Annotated in this window: 16 protein-coding genes; 8 read left to right on the top strand and 8 right to left on the bottom strand. The window is 62.3% G+C overall.

Going from position 1 to position 21,184, the window contains the following annotated elements; translation table 11 throughout:
- The first annotated feature begins 62 nt into the window (after positions 1–62).
- From ACZYR5_RS20315 to ACZYR5_RS20305, 3 genes are all read left to right on the top strand, one after another.
- Positions 63–1,226, top strand: a complete 1,164-nt coding sequence (locus ACZYR5_RS20315; RefSeq protein ID WP_489092850.1) for an LLM class flavin-dependent oxidoreductase — start codon at positions 63–65, stop codon at positions 1,224–1,226.
- Positions 1,223–2,266, top strand: a complete 1,044-nt coding sequence (locus ACZYR5_RS20310) for an ABC transporter substrate-binding protein (RefSeq protein WP_489092849.1) — start codon at positions 1,223–1,225, stop codon at positions 2,264–2,266. The genes ACZYR5_RS20315 and ACZYR5_RS20310 overlap by 4 nt, the downstream gene beginning before the upstream one ends.
- Before the next feature lie 136 nt (positions 2,267–2,402).
- The gene (locus ACZYR5_RS20305) at positions 2,403–3,461 is read left to right on the top strand and encodes an ABC transporter substrate-binding protein (protein WP_489092848.1); all 1,059 of its coding nucleotides are present in this window, start codon (positions 2,403–2,405) and stop codon (positions 3,459–3,461) included.
- Between the two features lie 168 nt (positions 3,462–3,629).
- On the opposite strand, the gene ACZYR5_RS20300 is transcribed toward ACZYR5_RS20305, so the two are convergent.
- A complete protein-coding gene (locus ACZYR5_RS20300) occupies positions 3,630–3,770 on the bottom strand; it encodes a hypothetical protein (RefSeq protein ID WP_489092847.1) in 141 nt (46 codons plus the stop codon).
- A gap of 88 nt (positions 3,771–3,858) precedes the next feature.
- Here ACZYR5_RS20300 and ACZYR5_RS20295 point away from each other — a divergent pair, with 88 nt between their 5' ends.
- The 5 genes from ACZYR5_RS20295 (at position 3,859) to ACZYR5_RS20275 (ending at position 11,258) form a co-directional block, all read left to right on the top strand.
- Entirely contained in the window at positions 3,859–6,132 is a 2,274-nt protein-coding gene (locus tag ACZYR5_RS20295; protein ID WP_489092846.1) for a TonB-dependent receptor, read from the top strand.
- 37 nt (positions 6,133–6,169) lie between these two features.
- Positions 6,170–8,632 carry a TonB-dependent receptor plug domain-containing protein gene (locus tag ACZYR5_RS20290; protein WP_489092845.1) on the top strand — a complete coding sequence of 821 codons (2,463 nt, stop codon included), beginning with the start codon at positions 6,170–6,172 and terminating at the stop codon, positions 8,630–8,632.
- A 287-nt stretch (positions 8,633–8,919) separates the two neighbouring features.
- A complete protein-coding gene (locus ACZYR5_RS20285; RefSeq protein WP_489092844.1) occupies positions 8,920–9,681 on the top strand; it encodes an ABC transporter permease in 762 nt (253 codons plus the stop codon).
- Positions 9,682–9,690: 9 nt separating this feature from the next.
- The gene (locus ACZYR5_RS20280) at positions 9,691–10,452 is read left to right on the top strand and encodes an ABC transporter permease (RefSeq protein ID WP_489092843.1); all 762 of its coding nucleotides are present in this window, start codon (positions 9,691–9,693) and stop codon (positions 10,450–10,452) included.
- Between the two features lie 11 nt (positions 10,453–10,463).
- Positions 10,464–11,258, top strand: coding sequence for an ABC transporter ATP-binding protein (locus ACZYR5_RS20275; RefSeq protein ID WP_489092842.1), 795 nt, complete (start codon positions 10,464–10,466; stop codon positions 11,256–11,258).
- 5 nt (positions 11,259–11,263) lie between these two features.
- Here ACZYR5_RS20275 and ACZYR5_RS20270 read toward each other — a convergent pair whose 3' ends face one another.
- From ACZYR5_RS20270 to ACZYR5_RS20240, 7 genes are all read right to left on the bottom strand, one after another.
- Entirely contained in the window at positions 11,264–14,623 is a 3,360-nt protein-coding gene (locus ACZYR5_RS20270) for an ImcF-related family protein (protein ID WP_489092841.1), read from the bottom strand.
- Positions 14,624–14,626: 3 nt separating this feature from the next.
- The gene (locus tag ACZYR5_RS20265; protein ID WP_489092840.1) at positions 14,627–15,829 is read right to left on the bottom strand and encodes a hypothetical protein; all 1,203 of its coding nucleotides are present in this window, start codon (positions 15,827–15,829) and stop codon (positions 14,627–14,629) included.
- A 217-nt stretch (positions 15,830–16,046) separates the two neighbouring features.
- The gene (locus tag ACZYR5_RS20260; protein WP_489092839.1) at positions 16,047–16,649 is read right to left on the bottom strand and encodes a hypothetical protein; all 603 of its coding nucleotides are present in this window, start codon (positions 16,647–16,649) and stop codon (positions 16,047–16,049) included.
- On the bottom strand, positions 16,624–17,601 hold the full coding sequence (locus ACZYR5_RS20255; RefSeq protein WP_489092838.1) for a hypothetical protein: 978 nt from the start codon (positions 17,599–17,601) through the stop codon (positions 16,624–16,626). The genes ACZYR5_RS20260 and ACZYR5_RS20255 overlap by 26 nt, the downstream gene beginning before the upstream one ends.
- Positions 17,602–17,682: 81 nt before the next feature.
- Positions 17,683–18,348 (bottom strand): DUF2931 family protein, encoded by a 666-nt coding sequence (locus ACZYR5_RS20250; RefSeq protein ID WP_489092837.1) that lies wholly within the window; start codon positions 18,346–18,348, stop codon positions 17,683–17,685.
- Positions 18,335–18,973, bottom strand: a complete 639-nt coding sequence (locus ACZYR5_RS20245; protein ID WP_489092836.1) for a DUF2931 family protein — start codon at positions 18,971–18,973, stop codon at positions 18,335–18,337. Before ACZYR5_RS20245 ends, ACZYR5_RS20250 begins: the two co-directional genes overlap by 14 nt.
- Positions 18,970–21,184 (bottom strand): DUF2345 domain-containing protein (locus ACZYR5_RS20240; protein ID WP_489092835.1); only part of this gene is annotated, 2,215 nt, incomplete at its 5' end. The genes ACZYR5_RS20240 and ACZYR5_RS20245, both read right to left, overlap by 4 nt.

Below are 21,184 nucleotides of genomic sequence, written 5' to 3'. Positions count from 1 at the left end.
CTCCTCTCGCAAGGCGTGCGCGCAGCGATGCGGCACAAGGTAATAGCGAATCAGGAGCAGCCATGACCACGGAATTTTTCTGGCGTCTGCCGCTGGGCACCGACGGCCCGCAGTTGACCACCGACAAACACAATCGCGGCAATCCCCAGTTCCGCCCGGGGCATATCGCGCCGGGACGCCTGGCCAATGGCGAGCCGGACGACTTCACCTACATCGACTACATCGCCCAGGTGGCCAAGGCCGCCGAGCTGGCAGGCTTTGAAGGCGCCCTGCTGCCCACCGGCCCGGAGCCGTGGATAGTCGCCGCCGCCCTGGCCCAGGAAACCCGGCGCATCAAGTTTTTGATCGCCTTCCAGGCCACCTGGACCCTGCCGGCCTACGCCGCACAACAGGCCGCGATCCTCCAGCACCTGAGCCGCGGACGCCTGGACTGGAACATCATCACCGGCGGCAACCCGGCCAGCCAGCGCGCCAATGGCGACTTCCTCGAACACGACCTGCGCTACAAGCGCACCGGCGAATTCCTCGACATCATCGACGGCCTGTGGCGCAACGAACGTTTCTCCTACGAGGGCGATATCTACCAACTGGAAAACGGCGCCCTGCCCCACGGCCTGCACAACGAGCGCAAACCGGGGGTGTATTTCTCCGGTTTCTCCGATGCCGCGCTGGACGTTGCCGCCAAACATGCCGACGTCTACCTGAACTGGGCCGAGCCGATCGACAAGCTCAAGCCGCACATCGAGCGGGTGCGTGAATTGGCCGACAAACAGGGGCGCACGGTGCGCTTCGGGCTGCGGGTCGACCTGTTCGCCCGGGAGACCGAAGAGCAGGCCTGGGCCGATCTGCGTCGCCAGTTCGACAAGCTCGACGGCAAGAGCAGTGTGGTGGCGAAGAATTTCACCAGCGGCTCCGACTCGGTCGGGGGCGCGCGGCAAACCGCCTACCACCAGAACGTCGATCGCTTCGATGACCTGATCATCGGCCCCAACCTGTGGGCCGGTTTTGCCAAGGCCAAGCCGGGGCCGACCGTGGGCCTGGTGGGCAGTCACCAGAACATCGCCGAGCGCCTGGTGGAGTACCGCGACGCTGGCTTCTCGACTTTCATCCTTGCCGGCAACCCGCATTTGGAAGAGGCCCTGCGCATCGGCCAGGAAGTCCTGCCGCTGGTGCACCAGCGCCCCGCCACCGACCGCGAGAAAACCCTGATGGAGAAAGCTTCATGAGCCAGGCACTCGACACCCTCTGGTACACCCGTTGCCCGGTGCCGACCGGGCTTGGCATCGCCGTGCAGAAAGGCTGGCTGCAGGACGCGGTCGGCGCCCTCGGCACCGGCGTGCAGTCGCTGCGCGAGTCCAGCGACAAGGCGGTGCGCGAATCGCACTTCGACCACACGCTGCGCAACTCGGTGCGCCACGGCGGCAGTATCCCGGCGATCTGGGCCCGTGCCCAGGGTCGGGAAACCCGGGTCATCGGCCTGTCCTGGGCGGATGAAAGCCAGTTGATCCTGACCCGTCCCGACAGCGGCATCCACAGCGTCAAGGACCTCAAGGGCCGGACCTTCGGCCTGCCGGACTGGGCCGGCGCGCAGATCGACTTCACCCGCGCCCAGGCCCTGCGCGGCCTGGAAAACGCCTTGAAGCTGGAGGGTCTGCAAGTCGGCGACCTGCAATTGGTGAACTTCCGCTACGGCGGCACCTTCAGCGATGGCCAGGTGCAGACGGTGAATGGCACGCCGGTCAGTCAGCAGCGGATCGAAGGGCGCAATCTGGAATTGATCGGCCTGCTGCGCGGCGAAGTCGACGCGATCTTTCTCAAGGGCGCCAGCGCCGCGCAGTACGCCCATGATTTCGGCTTGCGCACGGTGATCGACACCGGCGCCCATCCCGATCCGCTGATCCGCAGCAACAACGGCACGCCGCGCACCCTGGCGGTCGACCTGCATTTGCTGGAGCACCATTTCGACGTCGCCAGCGGCATCCTCGATTCGGTGCTGCGCGCCGAGCAATGGGCCCACACCCACCCCGACGACACCCGCCGCTACCTGGCGCGGGAAACCAACAGCAGCGAGTACTGGGTCAGCAGCGCCTATGGCGACGACGCCCACCTGCGCCTGCGCACCGCCCTCGACGAACAGGCCATCGTCGCCCTGCAGGACTTCACCCATTTCCTGCACCGCTGGCGCTTCATTCCCAAGGCGTTCGACGTGCGCGAGTGGATCGATCCTCGGCCGTTGGCGGCATTGGACCGGGCACTGGCGGGATAAACACCCCTCCCCCCTGTAGGAGCTGGCTTGCCAGCGAAGCTTTTGGCGTTTTCAAGAACGCCTTCGCTGGCAAGCCAGCTCCTACAAGGCCCATGCCGACCCATTCAGGCTCAACCCATTCAACCGAAGAATCCCCATGAGCAAACCACTCGATACCCTCTGGTACACCCACAGCCCAGTCCCCACCGGCCTCGGCATCGCCGTGCAATCCGGGCGCCTGGCCGAGGCGTTCCTGCCGTTTGGCACCAACATCCAATCGTTGCGCGAATCCAGCGAACGGGAAGTTCGCGAAGCGCATTACGACCATCACTTGAAGAACTCGGTGCGCCACGGTGGCAACATCCCGGCGATCTGGGCCTACGCCAGCGGCGTGCAGACCCGGGTCGTGGGCTTGTCCTGGAGCGACGAAGTGCAGCTGATCCTGACCACCGCCGAAAGCGGGATCAACAGCGTGCGCGACCTGAAGAACCGACGCTTCGGCATCCCGAAATGGGCCAACGTGCAGATCGATTTCACCCGCGCCCAGGCCCTGCGCGGCCTGGAAAATGCGCTCAAGCTCGAAGGCCTCGACGTCAGTGATGTCGAGCTGGTGGACTACCCCTACGGCGGCACCTACAGCGACGACCAGAAGCAGCATGTCTACGGCTCGGAAGTCAGCCTCGGCACCAGCCGTTTCAGCCGCCGCAACAATGAGTTGATCGGCCTGCTGCGCGGCGATATCGACGCGATCTTCCTCAAGGGCGCCCACGCCGTGCACCTGGCCGACGAGTTCGGCTTGAAGGTGGTGATCGATACCGGCTCCCATCCCGATCCGCTGATCCGCTCGAACAACGGCACGCCGCGCACCCTGACCCTCGACACCCACCTGCTGCATGAGCATTTCGATGCCAGCGTGACCATCGTCGACACGGTGCTGCGCACCGAGCAGTGGGCCTGGGCCAATCCCGACGAGACCCGGCGCTTTCTCGCCCGCGAGCTGAACACCAGCGAGTATTGGGTCGCGGCCGCCTACGGCGAAGACGCCCACCGGCGCCTGCGCACCACCCTGGACGCGCGCTCGATCGCCGCGCTGCAGGATTTCACCGACTTCCTCCACCGCTGGAATTTCATCCCGCGGCGCTTCGATGTGCGTGACTGGATCGATTTCAGTGTGCTGGAAAAAGTCATCGGCTCGACTTCGCGCCTGGCGGTGTGAGGAGCAACGACTTCGATTTATCTGACACACCCGGCTTGTTGTAGGAGCTGGCTTGTTGTAGGAGCTGGCTTGTTGTAGGAGCTGGCTTGTTGTAGGAGCTGGCTTGCCAGCGAAGCTTTTAGCGTTTTCAAGAACGCCTTCGCTGGCAAGCCAGCTCCTACAGATTCATCAGCCAGGCACAATGGAAATACCCCCCAACTGCTGCTCCAGCAGCACCTCCACAGCAGCCATTGCTGAATACTCGACACCCCCTCCAACCGGCCACTGCCCAGCACTGAAACCAACGCCAAAATAATCAAATAAATCCATATATTTCAACCAGTTAAAACATCACAAAAGCCTTGGCACGATCTCTGCTCTACCTCTCTCAGTGAATCTTTTCCGGGGGAGTAAAACCATGCACACACTGAATCCAATCACCAAGGGCATCTGGCTCGCTTTACTGCTGGCAGGGGGCACCGCCAGCGAGGTCGCACTGGCGGCCGACAGCACCGACAATCAGGCACCACCGAGCAGCACCGAACCGGCGCTGAAAACCGTCACCGTCACTGCGCAACACCGCGAAGAAACCCTGCAGGAAATTCCGGTGGCAGTGTCGGCGATCCAGGGCACCACCCTCACCACCGATGGCGTGCGCGCCATGGGCGACATCACCACCTTCGTGCCCAACGCCTCGGCGAAGAACCCCGACGGCGACGGTCGACCGCGTTGGTACATTCGTGGCCTCGGCACCGGCGACACCGGCGCCGCCACCGTCTACCCGGTGGGCATCTATTCCGATGACGTCTACCTCAACGCGCCGATTGCCGGCGGCGGCCCGCTGTATGACCTGGAGCGCATCGAGATCCTGCGCGGCCCGCAAGGCACGCTGTACGGCAAGAACACCACCGCCGGCGCGGTGAACATCATCTCCAACAAGCCGAGCCTCGATGCCCCTACCAATGGCTACGGCACCGTGGGTGTCGGCAGCAAGGACGAGCGCATCGTCAGCGGCGCGCTGGGGGGCGTGCTGGTGGACGAGCGCCTGGCCGCACGGGTGGCGCTGTACTCCGAGGAGCGCGACGGTTTCGCCGACAACCTCACCGACGGCCACACCTACGGCGACGTCAACAAGAAAGCCGTGCGCGTGCAGTTCCTCGCCCAGCTCAACCCCGATCTCGAAGCGCTGCTGAAAATCCACGCCCGCCAGCACAATGGCGACGGCAGCAACGGTTCGCTGCCGGTGGGTCGCTACTACAACGTCGGCTACCAACGGCCGAACGGGCGCGACATCGAACTCAACGTCAAGGAAGATGCCAAGCTCGACCACGACGGCACCTCGCTGACCTTCAACTGGAACCTGGGCGACTACACCCTGACCTCGATCAGCGCCTACGACTACATTCGCGGCCAGTCCACCAGCGATGCCGACTTCACCCCTTACGAAGTCAACGGCGCGGCCAAGGCCGACAACAAGTACAGCCAGTACTCCCAGGAATTTCGCCTGGCCTCGCCGCAGCAGGAAACCCTGCGCTGGCTGGCCGGCGCCCACTATTTCCACGAAACCCTCGACAGCGCCGCCTCGCGTTTCATTACCCCGGGCCCGACACCCAACGGCAGCGGTTCGAACCAGATCGGCGCGACCGATGTGCGCAACCTCGACTACGACCACAAGACCGACAGCTACGCGCTGTTCGGCAACCTGACCTACGACTTCACCGACAACTTCACCGTCACCGGCGGCCTGCGCTACACCCAGGAACGCAAGGAGATCGACCTCGACCTGCTGCAACAGACCCGCACCAGCGCCAACGGCCCGCTGGTGCCGCTGCCCGGCGTCGGCACCAACGGCAATCGCCAGGAAGCCAATACCTGGGAAGCCTGGACCTATGACGTGACCCCGGAATACCGGATCAACGACAACCTGCGGGTATTCTTCCGCTACGCCCACGGCTTCCGTTCCGGCGGTTTCAACACCGGCCTGTCCACCAGCCTGGCGCAACTGACCACGGTCGATCCGGAAAAGCTCGACGCCTATGAAATCGGCCTCAAGTCGGAGTGGTTCGATCGCCGCCTGACCGCCAACGCCAACATCTTCTACTACGACTATTCGGACATTCAGGTGAACCTGCTGACGGTCAACAACGGCGTGCTGACCACTGCCTTGACCAACGGCGCCTCGGGCAAGGTCCAGGGTGCGGAGCTGGAACTCGAAGGCCAGCCGACCGACTACCTGCACCTGCGCGCAGCGATTTCGTTCCTCGACACCGAGTACACCGACTTCAAGAACACCAACCCCACCACCGGCGCGGTGACCGGCGACTACAGCGGCAACAGCTTCGTGCGCTCGCCACGCAACGTGGTCGCGCTGGGCGGCGACTACACCTTCCCGCTGGAAATCGGCGGCAAGCTGGTGGCCGGTGGCGACGTGACCTTCCGCGACAAGGAATACTTCCTCGCCGACCGCCAGAGCAGCGTCGACAAGACCATGAGCCAGCCCCACTACACCCTGGCCAACACCCGTCTGACCTGGTTCAGCCCGGACGAGCAACTGAGCGTCACCGGCTTCGTCAACAACGTTACCGACCGTCGCTACCAGGTCCACAGCCGGCCCAACGGCACCCTCGGCCAGTACGTGATCACCTACGGCGACCCGCGCACCGTCGGCCTCAGCGTCACCAGCCGCTTCTGATCCCTTGCCCTTGCCTGCACCCGAAAGGAATCCGCTCATGTTCCACCACACTCCCTTGGCCAGCGCCGTCGCGCTGGTCATCGGCAGCCTTGCGCTGCCGATTTATGCCGCCGACACCCAGCCCGGCGCCACCGGCGACGCCCTCGACACCGTGGTCGTGCTCGGCACCCGCCGCAGCGACCTCACCGCCCTGCAAAGCGCGGCCCCGGTGGACGTGTTGTCCAGCGAGCAATTGCTGGACACCGGCGCCAGCGACCTGTCCACCGCGCTGACGGCACTGTCGCCGTCCTTCAGTTACCCGCAATCGCCCCAGGGCGCGTTCGCAGGCTCCATCGCCCAGGGCGCTTCGCTGCGCGGCCTGGCCTCCGACCAGGTGCTGGTGCTGGTCAACGGCAAGCGCCGCCACACCAGTGCCAACGTCACCCGCCAGGGTCTGGTCAATGGCCGGGGCGCGGCGGCGGTCGACCTCAGCCTGATTCCGTTAAGCGCAATCCAGCGCGTGGAGATCCTGCGTGACGGCGCCGCCGCCCAATACGGCTCCGACGCCATCGCCGGGGTGATCAACATCGTGCTCAAGGAAAAAGACGACGGCGGCAATGTCGGCTATCGCTTCGGCGGCTACGACAAGGGCGATGGCCTGCAGCGCAAGCTCGCAGGCTGGAAAGGTTTTACCCTGCCCAACGACGGCTTCCTGACCTTGAGTTTCGACGCCGGCAACCAGGACCCGGCCAGCGACACCAACCCGGACAACCGGATCTTCTATCCGGGATCGACCAGCATCAACACGCCCAAGGAGCAGAACAACCGTTACCGCACGTGGCGCTGGGGCTCGGGCAATGTCTCGGACCAGTACAACCTGGTGGCCAACAGTGAAATCGGCATCGGCGAGGGCCTGACCGCCTACGGTTTCGCCACCTATTCGCACAAGAACACCGATGCCGAAGGCTTCTTCGATCCACCGACAACCCTGCGCAGCAACTACGGCAGCAATGCCCTGGCACGCTTCCCCGATGGGCGCCTGCCGGTGACCCGCTACTCCCTCGAAGACTACGCGGCCACCGGTGGCCTGCGCCTGGAAGACGAGCAACTGGGCAAATTCGACCTGGCGCTGAACTACGGCGATAACCGTCTCGACTCCGACGACCGCAACGCGATCAACCCGAGCTGGGGCGCCAGCAGCCCGCAGAACATCTACACCGGCCGCCGCGATGCCGACCAGACCAACCTGACCCTGGACTGGGTGCGCGACTTCCCCACCGACCTGTTGTTCAAGCCGCTGACCCTGTCCGCCGGCCTGGCCTGGCGCCAGGAAAACTACGAGCTAAGCGCCGGCGAAGCGGCGGGCTGGCAGAACGGTGCGCTGTTCAATACCGTCGATCCCATCAGCGGGCGGCGGATTCCCGGTTACTACTCGGGGATCACCCAGGTCGACGCCGCCTCCCAGGATCGCCGGGTGTTCGGCGCCTATGTCGACGTCGAAGGCCAAGTCACCGAGAAGTTCCAGGCCGGCGTGGCGCTGCGCAGTGAGCATTACTCGGACTTCGGCGACACCACCAACGGCAAGCTGTCGCTGCGCTACGACTTCACCCCGCAAATCGCCGCGCGGGCCACCGCCAGCACCGGTTATCGCGCGCCGTCGCTGGTGCAGAGCGGGCTGTCGTCGTTCAGTGTGCAGGTGGTCGAGCAGCCGCCAGGCAGTGGCAATTTCGTTGAAGTGCAGCAACGCACCTTGCGCGCCAACAGCCCGGAAGCGGCGTTGCTCGGCGGCAAGTCGCTGAAGCCCGAGGAGTCGACCAACTACTCCCTGGGGCTGGTCTGGCGTCCGCTGGCCAACGCTTCGGTGACGGTCGATGCGTACCGGATCAACATCGACAACCGCATCACCCTCTCCGACCAACTGCCAGCCTCGGTGGTCGCGCCGATCTTCGCCGGCACACCCTACGCCAACATCCAGAGCGCGGCGTTCTACACCAACGTCGCCGACACTCGCACCGACGGCATCGAGCTGGCCGGCAACTACCAACTGGACCTGGCGCAATGGGGCCGCCTGAACCTGAGCAGCGGCTTTGCCAAAAACCGCACCGAGATCACCCAGCTGCGCGATGTCGGCACTATTCGCGGTGATCAGATCGTCGGCCGCGCCACCCAGGGCCTGATCGAGGACGGCACTCCGGAGACCAAGCTGGTGCTCAGTGCCAACTGGCTGTACGACAACTGGGGGGTGACCGTGTCCCAGCGGCGCTACGGCGAATGGACCAGCCGCAACGCGAGCAACCCGGATCTCGACCAGACCTACAGCTCGCAATGGGTCACCGACCTCGACCTGTCGTACACCTTCGACAAGGCGCTGAAGGTCTCGATCGGCGCGATCAACCTGTTCGACACCCACCCCGACGAAGCCGAAGGCGCGCAGTTGTATGGCGTGCCGAAGTATTCGATCACCAGCCCCGAAGGCGCCCAGGGCGCGTTCTACTACACCAGCGTCAGCTACGAGTTCTGATGGCGACTGCTGCCGGGGTGTTGCCCTGGCAGCAGGGGTTGCTGATGCAGCATCAATCCTCCAACTATCACTGTCCCAATGAGGCCCCTGTAGGAGCGAGCTTGCTCCGGGCGGCGTTCCGACGAAAAACTTCAGGGCGCCGCGTACATACAGAATGCCCGCGTTATCGTTGACGTTTTTCGCGAGCAGTCGAGCGACGACCGGCTGCTCCTACAACAGGCCAGCATGTGCGACATGGCACACCTCTTGCGATAGCCCCTGGGTACTTCGCCGAACCAAGGCCCACCATGCGCAACCATCCGCTGTTCAACACCTTCACCTGGCTGATCTCGCCCCTCGCCCTGCTCCTGCTGTGGGCGGTGGTGGCCGAGGCGGCGATCTTTCCACGCAACCTGCTGGTACCACCGCTGCAAGTGCTGCAGACCTTCGAGGCGCTGCTGGCCAGCGGCGAGTTGCTCGAGCACCTGGGCAACAGCCTGTCGCGCCTGGGCCTGGGGTTCGCCATTGGCTCGCTGAGCGGCCTGGCCTTCGGCGTGCTGCTGGCCCTGTCGAAAACCGTCGAGGCCTACTGCGCGCCGTTGTTCCACACCCTGCGGCAGATCCCCAGCATCGCGCTGATCCCGATGTTCGTGCTGCTGTTCGGCATCGACGAAACCTTCAAGATCATCATCGTCGCCAAGACCGCGTTTTTCCCGGTGGCGCTGGCGGCTTGCGAAGGGGTCAAGGCGATCCCGCGCAGCTACTTCGAAGTCGCCGACGTCTATCGCCTGCGCTGGCCGACCCTGGTCCGCGAGATCGCCCTGCCCGCTGCCGCGCCGCCCATCATCAGCGGCTTTCGCATCAGCCTGACCCGCGCCTGGGTGGTGCTGGTGGCCACCGAGTTGCTGGCGGCCGACAGCGGCCTGGGGCAGATGATCGAAATGAGCCGGCAGATGCTGCGCATCGACGTGGTGATGGTCGGCGTGGTGGTCACCGGCGTGATCGGCTTCACCCTGGACTTTGCCTTTCGCCGCCTCGAACAGCGCCTGTTTCGCTGGCAAACCCGCTAGGAGCCGGACATGAAGCAACTACTCGGAAAATCTCGCGGCCTGCTGTTGCCGCTGCTGTTGATCGGCGCCTGGGAGTACGCCTCACGCCAGGACGCCGCCGGGGCTTACGCCTTCGTGCCGCTGGCGACCATCGGCCAGGCCCTGCTGGAACTGCTGGGCAATGGCGAGCTGTTGGTCAACCTGCTGGCCAGCCTGGCGCGGACCAGCAGCGGCCTGGTCCTGGGCATCGTGCTCGGCGTCGCCCTGGGGATGTTGATGGCGCTGTCGAGCGTCGCCAATCGGCTGGTCGGCCCGCTGTTCCATGCCGTGCGCCAGGTGCCGATGCTCGGCTGGATTCCATTGATTGCCATGTGGTTCGGCAATGGCGAGTTTTCCAAGGTGCTGATCGTCACCCTGGCGGCGTTTTACCCGATGGTGATCAACACCTTCCAGGGCTTCAGCCATGTCGAACGGCGCTACCGCGAAGTCGGCCAGGTACTGGTGCTGAGTCGCGGGCAACAGCTGCGCCACGTGCTGCTGCCGGCGGCCCTGCCGAGCATCGCCACCGGCGTGCTGCAGGCCCTGGCCTTTGCCTGGGTCACCGCCATCGGCAGCGAACTGTTCCTGTCGTCCGGTGCCGGCCTGGGCAATCTGATGATGAACGCCGAAGCCGGCGCGCGCATGGAAATCATCGTTCTCAGCGTGCTGTGCATCGGCCTCGCCGGCTACCTGATGACCCTGCTGTTTACCCTTGTCAGCCGCCACCTGCTGCGCTGGCGCAACACCCGTTGAAAGGTCCCGAGATGAACGCCATAGCCCATACCTTTGCCCCTCATAGCCCTGCCTTGCACCGCGGCGCGCTGGACATTCGCGGCCTGAACAAAAGCTACCGCATCGAAGGCCAGCCCCTGCCAGTGCTGCACGACATCAACCTCAGGGTGCGCCCCGGCGAATTCGTCAGCATCCTCGGCGCCAGCGGCTGCGGCAAATCCACCCTGCTGCGGCTGCTGGTCGGCCTCGAAGCCGACTATCAGGGCGAGATCCTGCTGGATGGAAAACCGGTAGTCGGCACCAGCCTGGAACGCGGCATCGTGTTCCAGGACCACCGCCTGTTCCCGTGGATGACCCTCAGCCAGAACATCGCCCTGGCCCTGAAAAACCATCCACTATCGGCGGCGGAAAAACAGCGCCTGGTGAGCGAGCACATCGCCCTGGTCAACCTAGAAGGTTTCGAAAACGCCTACCCACACCAACTCTCTGGCGGTATGGCGCAACGCGCCGCCATCGCCCGCGCCCTGATCAACCAACCCAAGGTCCTGCTCCTCGACGAACCCCTCGGCGCCCTCGACGCCCTCACCCGCGTGCGCCTGCAACACGAACTGCAACGCATCTGGGTGCAACAACGCTGCACCGTGATCATGGTCACCCACGACATCGAAGAAGCGCTGTACCTGGGGGATCGGGTGATCGTCATGGATGCCCACCCGGGGCGGATCAAACATGAGATCCGCGTGGATTTGCCCCATCCAAGGGATCGGGCGTGTGGGGTGTTGCAGGGGTATAAAGAGCGGTTGTTGGAGGAGTTGGTGGGGCATTGAGCCGTTCAGCCGGTCTTCTTTTTCCTCACCACCGGTTTGGTTTTCGCTTCCTCCTGTAGAAACACCTCAGTCGGCAACGTGAAGCCCCGCAGCTTGAGCAACTCCAACGGCCCAGTCCCCAGCTCGGTACGCAAATTCCAGGTCAGCTCCAGATTGTCCGGCGCCTTGATCTGCACGCGCATCTGGCTGTCGCTGTCGTTCAACGGCGTGATGCGTGCGTGTTCCAGCAGGCGGATCAGGCCCCAGGTGCCTTCGTAGTCGGCGAATAACCGTTCCCCGGTGTAGACGCTGGTCCACAGCAAACGGCTGCCGGGGTGGCTGCTGGTGCCGGGCCAGGTGAAGCGCTGCCAGCGTTCGCGCTGGTTGAAGTAGTGGTGCTTTTCGCCGTTGAGGATGAAGGTGGTGTCGACGATGTCGCGCACGCCTTTGCCGCGCAGCTCGAAGCTCACACCCAGGCCGCCGTCGGTGAACAGCACGTCGGCGAGTTGGCTGAGCTGGTTGATCGCCGCGAGAAATTGCGGATTGAAACGCAGGCCCTGGCTGTGGCGGGTGTCAGCGACCCAGCGCTGGCCTTCCTTGCGCAGCACGCCGCCCAACTGTTGTTGGAGAAATTGTTCGAGGCGTCCGGAGTCAGCACGGATCATTTGCCCGAGCATCGGCAGCGAGGCGTCGCTGGTGGTGGCGGCGAAGGGATAGCGGCCGGCGAACGCGGCGTGCCATTCGTTGACGATCGAGCGTTGCCACTGGCTGTTGAGGCCGGCCGCCGAGGGTTGCAGGACTCGCTGCCAGGCTTGTTCCAGCGGCTGCACGAACAGGGTCTGGCCGATGCCGTCCCACTCGGCGCCTAGGCTGGCGGCAAGGAGGCTGCCGTAGGACTGGGTGTCGGTGAGGTCGATGTTCTGGCCCTGGAACACGCTTTGCGCCAGCGCCTGGGTCATTTCCTGCGGGTTGGTGGCGTTGCTGACTTGCTGCAGTTTCAGGCGTACCCGGGTGACGCGATTGAGGAAGGCGGCGAGGCTCAGGCGGTCGGGGTTTTCGCTTTCTTTGCCGATCAGCGCGAGCAAGGGGCCGAAGGTTGGGTCCAGCGGGCTGGTCGCTCCGGGTAGTGCTTGATCGATGCCCGCCACCGCATCCTGAGCAATGAGTTTTTGCGCCGACTTGACCAGCGATTCACTGAACGCCGGACCACGAGCACCGGCCTGGCCCTGATAAGCCAAGGTGTTCATCAACGCAATCAGCGGCGATTGCCGGGCGTCGCTCATCAACGCCAACTGATCGATCACCTCGCCCAGGCTCTTCACTTCTCGCCAGCGCAGGCGGTTGAGAAAATCCAGCCAGGCGTTGGCGTAGTCCTGGAAATAGCGCTCGGTGAGACGCTGGCGCAGTTGCTCGGGGGTCAACTCGGCGGCGATTTCGTGATGCTGGTCGCTGAGCACCCAGTCGATTTCTTCGCGACGCTGCTCGGCGATGGCGTTGATGGCCTGACGCACCTGGCCTTCCCAGGCCTGACGGGTGAAGACCCCGGGCACTTCCGCGCGGCTGGAGAACAAGGCCGAAGCGTCGGTGTCGCCGACCATCTGCGCCAGGCGCAGGGCCGGGGCCTGGGTGGCGGCGTCGGCCAGGAGTTTTTGATAGAGGCTGGCTTCGGCGTTGCGCTGGCCGAGTTGGCTGAGCAGCACTAGCCGGGCTTGCGCGACCAGCTTGGGGTCGGCTTCGATGCGCCAGTCTGGATGAGCGGGGAGTTGCTCGGCGTAGAACTTCCAGAGATCAGGCGTGAGCGCTTGCCAGAGGCCGGTCGAAATACCTTCGCGCTCGGTTTCGGCAGCAATGAGGGTCTTGGCGAGGAAGGCGCTGTCGACCTTGTCCGGACGCGACAACATCAGGTAGGCCTTGAGTTGGTCGTAGGCCTGGGCCGACAGTTGGGTGCGTAACGGGCTGTCAGCCGGTAGTTTGATCAGGCGGTTCAGCGCAGCCTTGAGATTGGCGGTGGCCGGATCGCGCAGCAGGCGTTGATTGGTCTCGACGTAGCGCGGCCACAGGGCATTGAGCAAGGCGTCGTTCTGGTTCAGACCGAAGCGCTGGTACCAGGGTGTGCCGTGGGTGGCGCGGTAGTCCAGGCGGTCGAGTTCGCGGGTCAATTCGGAAAACGCCCGTAGTTGTGGGTCGCCCTGCTCCGCTGTTTGCAGGGTCGCGAGGGTGTTTTGCAGATGGGCGATTTGCGTGCGGTTGCTGGTAAATGAGAGCAGCATGCCCAGCCCCCAGACCAAGGCGAAACCCAAGGCCAACCGATAAGCCATCCGCGTCGCCGGCCAGCCGAGACGCCGACTGCGCCGCCTCTGTCCATCCAGAATCCCGGACCAGGCCGGCTCATGGGGCCAGTGGTGGTCATCGGTTTTCTTGCCGCCGGGCAGCGGCAGGCTGAACCACAGGCCGCGCAACGAAACGCTGGCCGCGTACCGACCGAACAACGGCGCCAGGGCCTGGCGCCAACGGGCGATGCCTTCGACCTTCAGGTCCCGCGACAGGCGCAGCAGGAAATCGTGATCAGTACCCTTGGCCAGCGCTGCCCAGCCTTGCTGGCGCAACGGTTGGATCAGGGGCTGCAACGCATCTTCCAGGGCTTGTGCGCTGGTTTTTTCCGCCAGCGCACAGCCCACAGGTTGGGTCAGAGGCGATTGTTTTGGGCGCAGACTGTCGCAGACCTGCCACACGTGCAGCGGCAGCGACCAGCCCAGGGTGTGGGCCAGTTCACTCAGGCGCGCCACACCATGACTGAGGGTCTGTTGTTCCAGGCTTTGCGCGGGTGTCAGGGCCCAGATCACCCCGTCCAGAGCCCGCCGGCGGGTTAGCTGTTGGCACAGTTCGGTGACCGAGGGGGTCAGTGGTACTTGTACGCTGCCGCCCCACAGCAGCACGTTGTACTCGCCATGCAACCAGTGGTCCTGGGACAGGTGCGGGGCGATGGCCTGGATTTGCTCGGGTTCGCCGATGACCAGGTAGAGGCGGGTTTTCGAGCGCCAGCGGGGGCCGTGGTGGAAGCGCAGGTCTGCCTTGAGCTTGCTCACTGTCTGCTCACCCATGGACAACGTGCGCGGCGCTCGTACCGGAACCGGGACGTCATCGGCGTCGAGCTGGCGGTATTGGGAACGCCCCATTTTATGCCCCAGCAGGTGATAGCCCACGAGCAACACCAGCAGGACACACGTGCTGACGGCGATCGCCCATAACCAAAAGGCTTGCCGATCGCTACCCGCCACCAGATCCAGTACGTGCGGATGCCGCCACACCAGTGCTGCCAATCCCATACCGGTGAGCAACAGCGCCCCCAGCAACCCGAAAAATCCTGTCGTGCGTCTAACCTGCATGGGTTATTCCTGCCTTGGAAGCGGTGGCACAGGCGTCAATACCGTGCCCCAGAGAGCAGCGGAATCTTCACCGCCGCTGAAAATGAGTTGCGCGCCGGCGCCGCGCTCGATGGTCTGCGTCGCTGCGGCAATCGCCAGCCAGGGCGAGGCCGACCCCGCATGCCCCAGCAGCTCATCGAGATTGCATACGTTTTGTGTGTCTTTGCTGGGCAATTCCAGTTGCGTCGCCACCTGCGCCAAGTCGGTGCTGCGCGCTCCGTCGACCCCGGCCCGCCACACCCGCTCGATTGCGCTCGAAGGCAGCGGCACCCAATCCAGCGCCTGCCGTGCGGCGTAGAGCAGAGGGTCAGGATTCGACTCACGCTCCTGTTCCGGACGATGGAGATAGGCAATCGGTGCCAGGGTGTTTTGCGTCAGACGATTGCCGAGCAAGACGGCGACCGCAGCCTCTGCGGTGCCCTCGGGATATTCCGGGGCAAACTGCACGGCCACCACCAGCAGCATGGCCTGATCGTCGATACGTTGGTCGAGCCATTGGTCCAGCGCATCCAGGCCCTGGCCTTCGACAGGGACGGTGGATTGGCGGATGCCAGAGGTTTGCCAGGCGTGTCGCCACACGCGACGCAAGAGACTCTCGGACAAACCGCTCTCCACCTGTAGCAACAAGGCCAGCGGTGCGTGCTCCGGCACCTTTATCAGGGTCTGTTTGAGGTCATCCAGCACCTGCTGCAGCACTTGCAACAACAGCAACTCCGATTCTTGCGCGGCGCCCGGCAAATAACTGTGACGCAGCGCAATTGCGCCCTCTCTCGTCGGTTGAACTGCCAGCGCAGACGTCCCTTCCAGCACCTTTTCAAGCTGACTGGCAAGCGTTTCCCCCGGAGCCCGTAACGCTGTGTAGAGACTGACGCCCAACACTTGCTGAGAGCGCCGCCCCGCACGGGTATTGCGTACCCAGTCGTCGTGTCGCGCTTCATCCCAGCCATCAGCCACTCGATGCTGCCCGATGTAAAAGGCCATTCGCCAGAACCCCATCAGGCACCAACACGCCAGAGGCGCGCCCAATGCCATGCTCCAGAAAGTCTGCGGCTGTTCGCTCATGGCTGGAGCCGAAAGCCCCCACGCAAGCGCCATCCCCATCAACAGGAACAATGCCAACAGGCCAAGCCACAGCCAGGCGCGCGGACGCCCGGGGCGCAACGCCACGGCCGGAATGCGATCCAGTCTGACCGCCATGACTAATTTGCCCCCGCGACAGGCAATGAGGACCTCAACATACAACCGCACGAATAGAGTTGAACGGCACAAGCGACCGGCACGCCGATGCAATCAAACTGCATTTTCACAGCCCCGGAAACAACCGTTCCGCCGCCAGTATTTTTGTCTCCCTCACGCATGATGCCTTGCATATCCAGCTCCTTTTTTATTGATCGGTAGTTGCCGTTCGTCGATCGGTCTTAGTGAAAATATCCTGCTGCAAGAAAACACCTTCATGCAGGAAAAAGTCCGATCGCTTTAACGAATTACCCGCAGCATCAACACGCTCAAACCAGTCAATGGAAAAGCCACGACTACTCCAACGCACCGACGAGAAATCATCATCCTGCGTGTCTGCCCCGGAGTTCTGGCTGGCCATTGAGATAGAATGCAAACAACTACTAATCAAGGTATTTATAACCTCTGTTAGCGTTACACCGGCCACACGATAGACATGCAACCAAGCCTCGTTACCCGCGCCACAGAAGCCCATAGGCTTGTTCGGATTTGCGGGTGAAATTCGAAATAAAGAAATAAACTCGGCGCCGTCGACAGCGTGCTTGTTCCTGTCATACAAAACGGTATCTCTGTCGGCGAAGGGAGCAACCTTAAACTCAGTCCCATCCGTCATTGGCAGCCACAGCATTCCCTCTCTGCTATTCACAGGTGTGAGTTCGACTTCGTCATAAGCAAAGCTAAACCCTGCAAAAAAAAGCAACACGGACACCCCCATCATGGGCAGCTTATTGACCCAGTACGTGATCGGCATAACACACTCCTTTATAAGCCCATGGGTGATCATCCGATTGTCCCTTGGAACCTTTTGAATAAGTGTCTTTGTCACGTTCACGCAACTGCGCTTCGGTTTTTTCCTTGTTCTTCTCTTTGTCCATCGACCAACCTATGTTTCCAGTGTTGGAGTCGCACAGAATATTTTTCTTCCTGACCCATGCCCCAAGCGCGGCATCCCACTGATGGTAGGAACCACCATTCCACCGGCTGAAGACTTCGTGCTGCAGTTGATCGTCGGTATAGGCGCGCCCCTCCTGCCCAAGAAACCCCTTGGCCTGTCGTACTTTTTCCTGATAAAGCTCTGAACCGGCCAGAATATTGGCTTTCCAGTTCCAGGCTTGCTCATATGACGGTGCCGGATTGGTCATTTGCGTAATGCCATAGCCACTGTCAAAGGCAACTATTGGCTCGCCATCGAAATTGATGAAATGCCTGGAGTTTGTTTCCTGCTCCAGTAACTTCTCGAAGCCCGCCATATCTTCCAGGCTCGCGACATAGTCACTGACGCTCTGGGCATCCGGATTCTGACCCTTGATAACCACGGAGCGAGTCAAGGTCTTTCCATTGACTGTAACGTTCACAGTTAACGTGCCGCCCAGGACCTTATCGGAAAAATTGACCTGCCAACGAGTTTCGCCACTGACAAAAGAGCCTGACTCATCAAAGGTTTTCAGAGCTGTGCCGGTGCGAACTCGCTCACGCAATCCGCTGACTTTCGCTTCCCAAGTAATGCGCCACGTCCATTTATACTCACCTGCAACCTGGCCTTGAAACTCGAAAAACAAAACCGGAAGTTCGCCGTCCTGGCTAATGTTGAACACAGAATTTTCGGCCGGCGCAATCCAGCTTAATGTTCTTTTAGCAGTCACAACCTTGGTCACGGTGCCGTCCGTACCATTGGTGCTTCCTGCATGTTTTACGTGTTGCATGGCATCTCCTTCTTACCAGGTTGCAGGCGTGCGGATTTCGAGCCGCGTAAGCGCCGACGAGCTATAAATTTTGAGTTGCGTTTACCAGGTGCCGTATGGAATCCCGTGCTGGTCTATGTATGCTTTGTTCTCGGGCTCCAGAGGAATATATTTGCCGTTGCTCTTGCCTCTATAGGGCCCCAGCGGTTCGACCTCTGCCTGGAAGCGGCCGACTTCCTTGTAATCAAGACAAGCGCCTCCCACCCAAACTTTGACAATGCCCCCTGGCGCCATACCTAAGGTAATGGAGTCTCGATAGTCCTCCTTCCAGGCCTTGGACCAATGACAAAATCCAAGCTCCGGCTTGACCATCTCATCACGCACCCACTGCGGAATCGGAATCCGGATCTTGTAGGCCTGCGGCTCCACCAGGGATTGCCAGCGCAGAAAGATGCGCTCGGGCAGGTCGACGTCGATCACCGGCATCATTTTCCCGCCACCTTTGTGCCAGCCCTCCACTCTTCCGGTGTAACTGGCCACCCCTGCCGACACACGAAAGAACGGCAACCCACGCTGATCGAGCACATCTACCGTTTCCACCCAGACCTCCATATGTCGGGGAGCCGCAAAGCCAACGTACCAGCTGTCATAGGGTAGTTTTGGGGCCGGCACGGATTGGGGGCCGCTGGCGCATGCGCCAAGGCTGAATAGCAGGCAGGCCAACAGCGTCAGGCGTCCCACGCTGAGTAACTCTTTACCAGGTGCCATAGGGGATACCGTGCTGGTCTACGTATGCTTTGTTCTCGGGTTCCAGAGGAATGTATTTACCGTTGCTCTTGCCTCTATAGGGACCCAGCGGCTCGATCTCCGCCTGGTAGCGGCCGACTTCGGTGAATCCCAGGCAACCCGCTCCGACCCAGACCTTGACGATGCCACCGGGCGCCATGCCCAGCGTTATTCTGTTGCGATAAAGCGTCACGTCCCGCTGATCCGCTTCACAAAACACTCGCTGTGGCCTGACCATCTCATCACGCACCCACTGCGGAATCGGAATCCGGATCTTGTAGGCCTGCAGCTCCACCAGGGATTGCCAGCGCAGGAAGATCCGCTCAGGCAGGTCGACGTTGAGCACCGGCTTCATTGACCCGCCGCCTTTGTGCCAACCTTCCGGTTTGCGGGTATAACCGGCCACCCCCGCCGACACTCGGAAGAACGGCAACCCGCGTTGATCGAGCACATCCACCGTTTCCACCCAGACTTCCATGTGACGCGGCGCCGCAAAGCCAACGTACCAGCTGTCATAGGGTAGTTTTGGGGCCGGCACTGATTTAGGGCCGCTGGCGCAGGCGCTTAGGCTGAGTACCAGCCCCATCAAAAACGTCAGACGCTTCATTGGGGATAGCCCTGCTGTGGCTCGTTCGGATGGACCTTGCGTTTGTTGTCGGCCGCGGGTTTGTTGACCAATAACGACGCTACAGGCGTCCAATGTGCCGAGCGATGGATGTATCGGCCCAACAACAGGCGTTCCTGATCCGCGTCAAGACTGACTTCGTTACCGGCCAACACCTGATCAAGAATCTGCGCCCCGATGGGCTGTAAGTCTTCGGGCAAGGCTAGATCTGGCCGGGCCTCGATATCTTTAAACGGCACACCATGACGCACACCCAGCTCGCGCATGACCCGCAGCGCGATCAAGGCCAGTTCCCCACGCACCGTACGTTCCAGCACTTGGGTCAGAAAGTACGGTTCGTGGCCGTAAAGGTCGTTTTTGCCAGGGGCCGCTTGGGCAATCGGCCAGGCAGTGACCTCTATGGTGCCGTCGCCCGCCAGGCCAGTGGCGCGCAGGGCGTTGATCCGTTCGACAGCCAATGTCCACTGCGCATGGAGCTGCACCGTTTCCTTTTTTGAAACATTGATCCGCTGCGGTTTGCTTAGCCAGACCCGCTCGCGGGCGCGCGGCAGGTACCCTCCACCAATGTCGGAATGCGCGCCGGGCAGGACAATCTGGCGATGGCCACGCTGTACGCTATTGAGGGCGAAGTTATGCCGGCACTCGTCACGGGCCTGCAGCTGGATCACCTGCCGCGCGCAATCAGGCGGCAAGTACAGGTTGACCCCGGGGTTATGCTCATTGGCAACGCTTATGTCGCCGCGGGCGATATCAGCAACCGCTGCCACGGTATCGAACAGGCCAATCAGGTTGAGGCCGACGTCCACGGCGGGATCGAAGGTGGTCAGCAGGGTAAAGCGCCCAGCCTGGAGCAGCTCAGCAAAGACCCCGCGCCCCGGCTTGAGCAATTCATTGGCACAGTGCCGGGCTGCGGCAGCGCCGCGACTGAAGCCGAAGATGTCGAATTCAACCCGGCGAATGTAGATGCCAGGGTTGGCCGAAACAAAATCCCGAAGCTGTTCTGTGATAGCCGCAGGCGTTTGTTTGATTCGCGCCACGACCCCTGTTTCACCCAACCCCAACCCCATACCAACCAACGAATCTTTGCCGCCATCGCGGGTGCCAATGCCTTCCAGATAGATTTTGATGTAACCAATATCAGCACCCGACGGAATCCCATCGGTCGCATGATCCGGATAAAGTTCGTGCAAACGCACCACATTACTCGGCGCATTCCCGTAACTGTTATCCGGCGCACGATTGAAGCCCTCACCGTCAAACTGGTCAAAGCCGTATTGCGTGCAGTGGGAGACAATGCTCGCCAGCTCGCTCTGGTCAAACAGCGCCAGGTCGTCACGCCGGCATTGTTCGGTGGTCGCGGAGTTGGCCTGGCTGTTACCGGTGCCGTCGAAGAACAGACCAATACGCAAGGTGATGCCTTCGAACTCTTCTTCCTCGTCCTCTTCTTCCATGTCATAGCTCAGGGACAATTCCTCGGGCTCGGCGGTGTATACCCGTTCGGTAAAACCCTGGCTGTCGGTGGCGCCTTTCCAGACCTTGCCGGAGGCGGCGGTGATCTTGTAGGGCACATTGGCCCAGGGGTGCTCACCGTCGCTGGTGAAGATGCGAAATTGCTCGTCGAACTTGAGTGGCGGGCTGATCAGGGTCGGCAGCTTGGGTATGTGCGCGACCTGGGTGGCTTTGCCCGGTAGATAGAAGTACATCGCCGACTTGACCCGATAATCCCCCACCGTCCCCGACTCGATACCGCACTCATCCAACGTGATGTAGCTACCGCCGGCATTCAGGGTGATTTTTTTCTTCGCGGTGATGCGGATTTCATCCTCGCTGCTGCTGATCTCCAGGCCATGGCGGGCGATCAATTCCAGGCGGTCGTTTTGCGCCTGAATCTGCACCGGGCCCTGGTTGGCGATCAGCTTGATCCCGAGCTTGCGCACGAACAGGCTCAGGCCTTCGCCGACGCCGATGAACAGGCGCTTGACCACGCTCAGATCGGTCTGACCGCCGGCGTTGAGCATGAGGTTGTGCTGGGCCGCCAGTTGCAGGTGTTGGCCGCTGGTGAGGGTGATGCCCTTGGGCGCGCTGAGCAGCAGGACTTGCGATTGCAGCTGTGTCAGGTCCTCGCGCAGCAGCTTCAACTGCGCTGCGACGTCCGCCGGATCGGCGCTGGCGGCCTGGGCGTCGACCGAGAGT

The sequence above is a fragment of the Pseudomonas sp. F007 genome (genome assembly GCF_057814275.1).
Note: the sequence above shows the minus strand (reverse complement) of the source record. Positions and strands in the feature narration are given on the sequence as shown.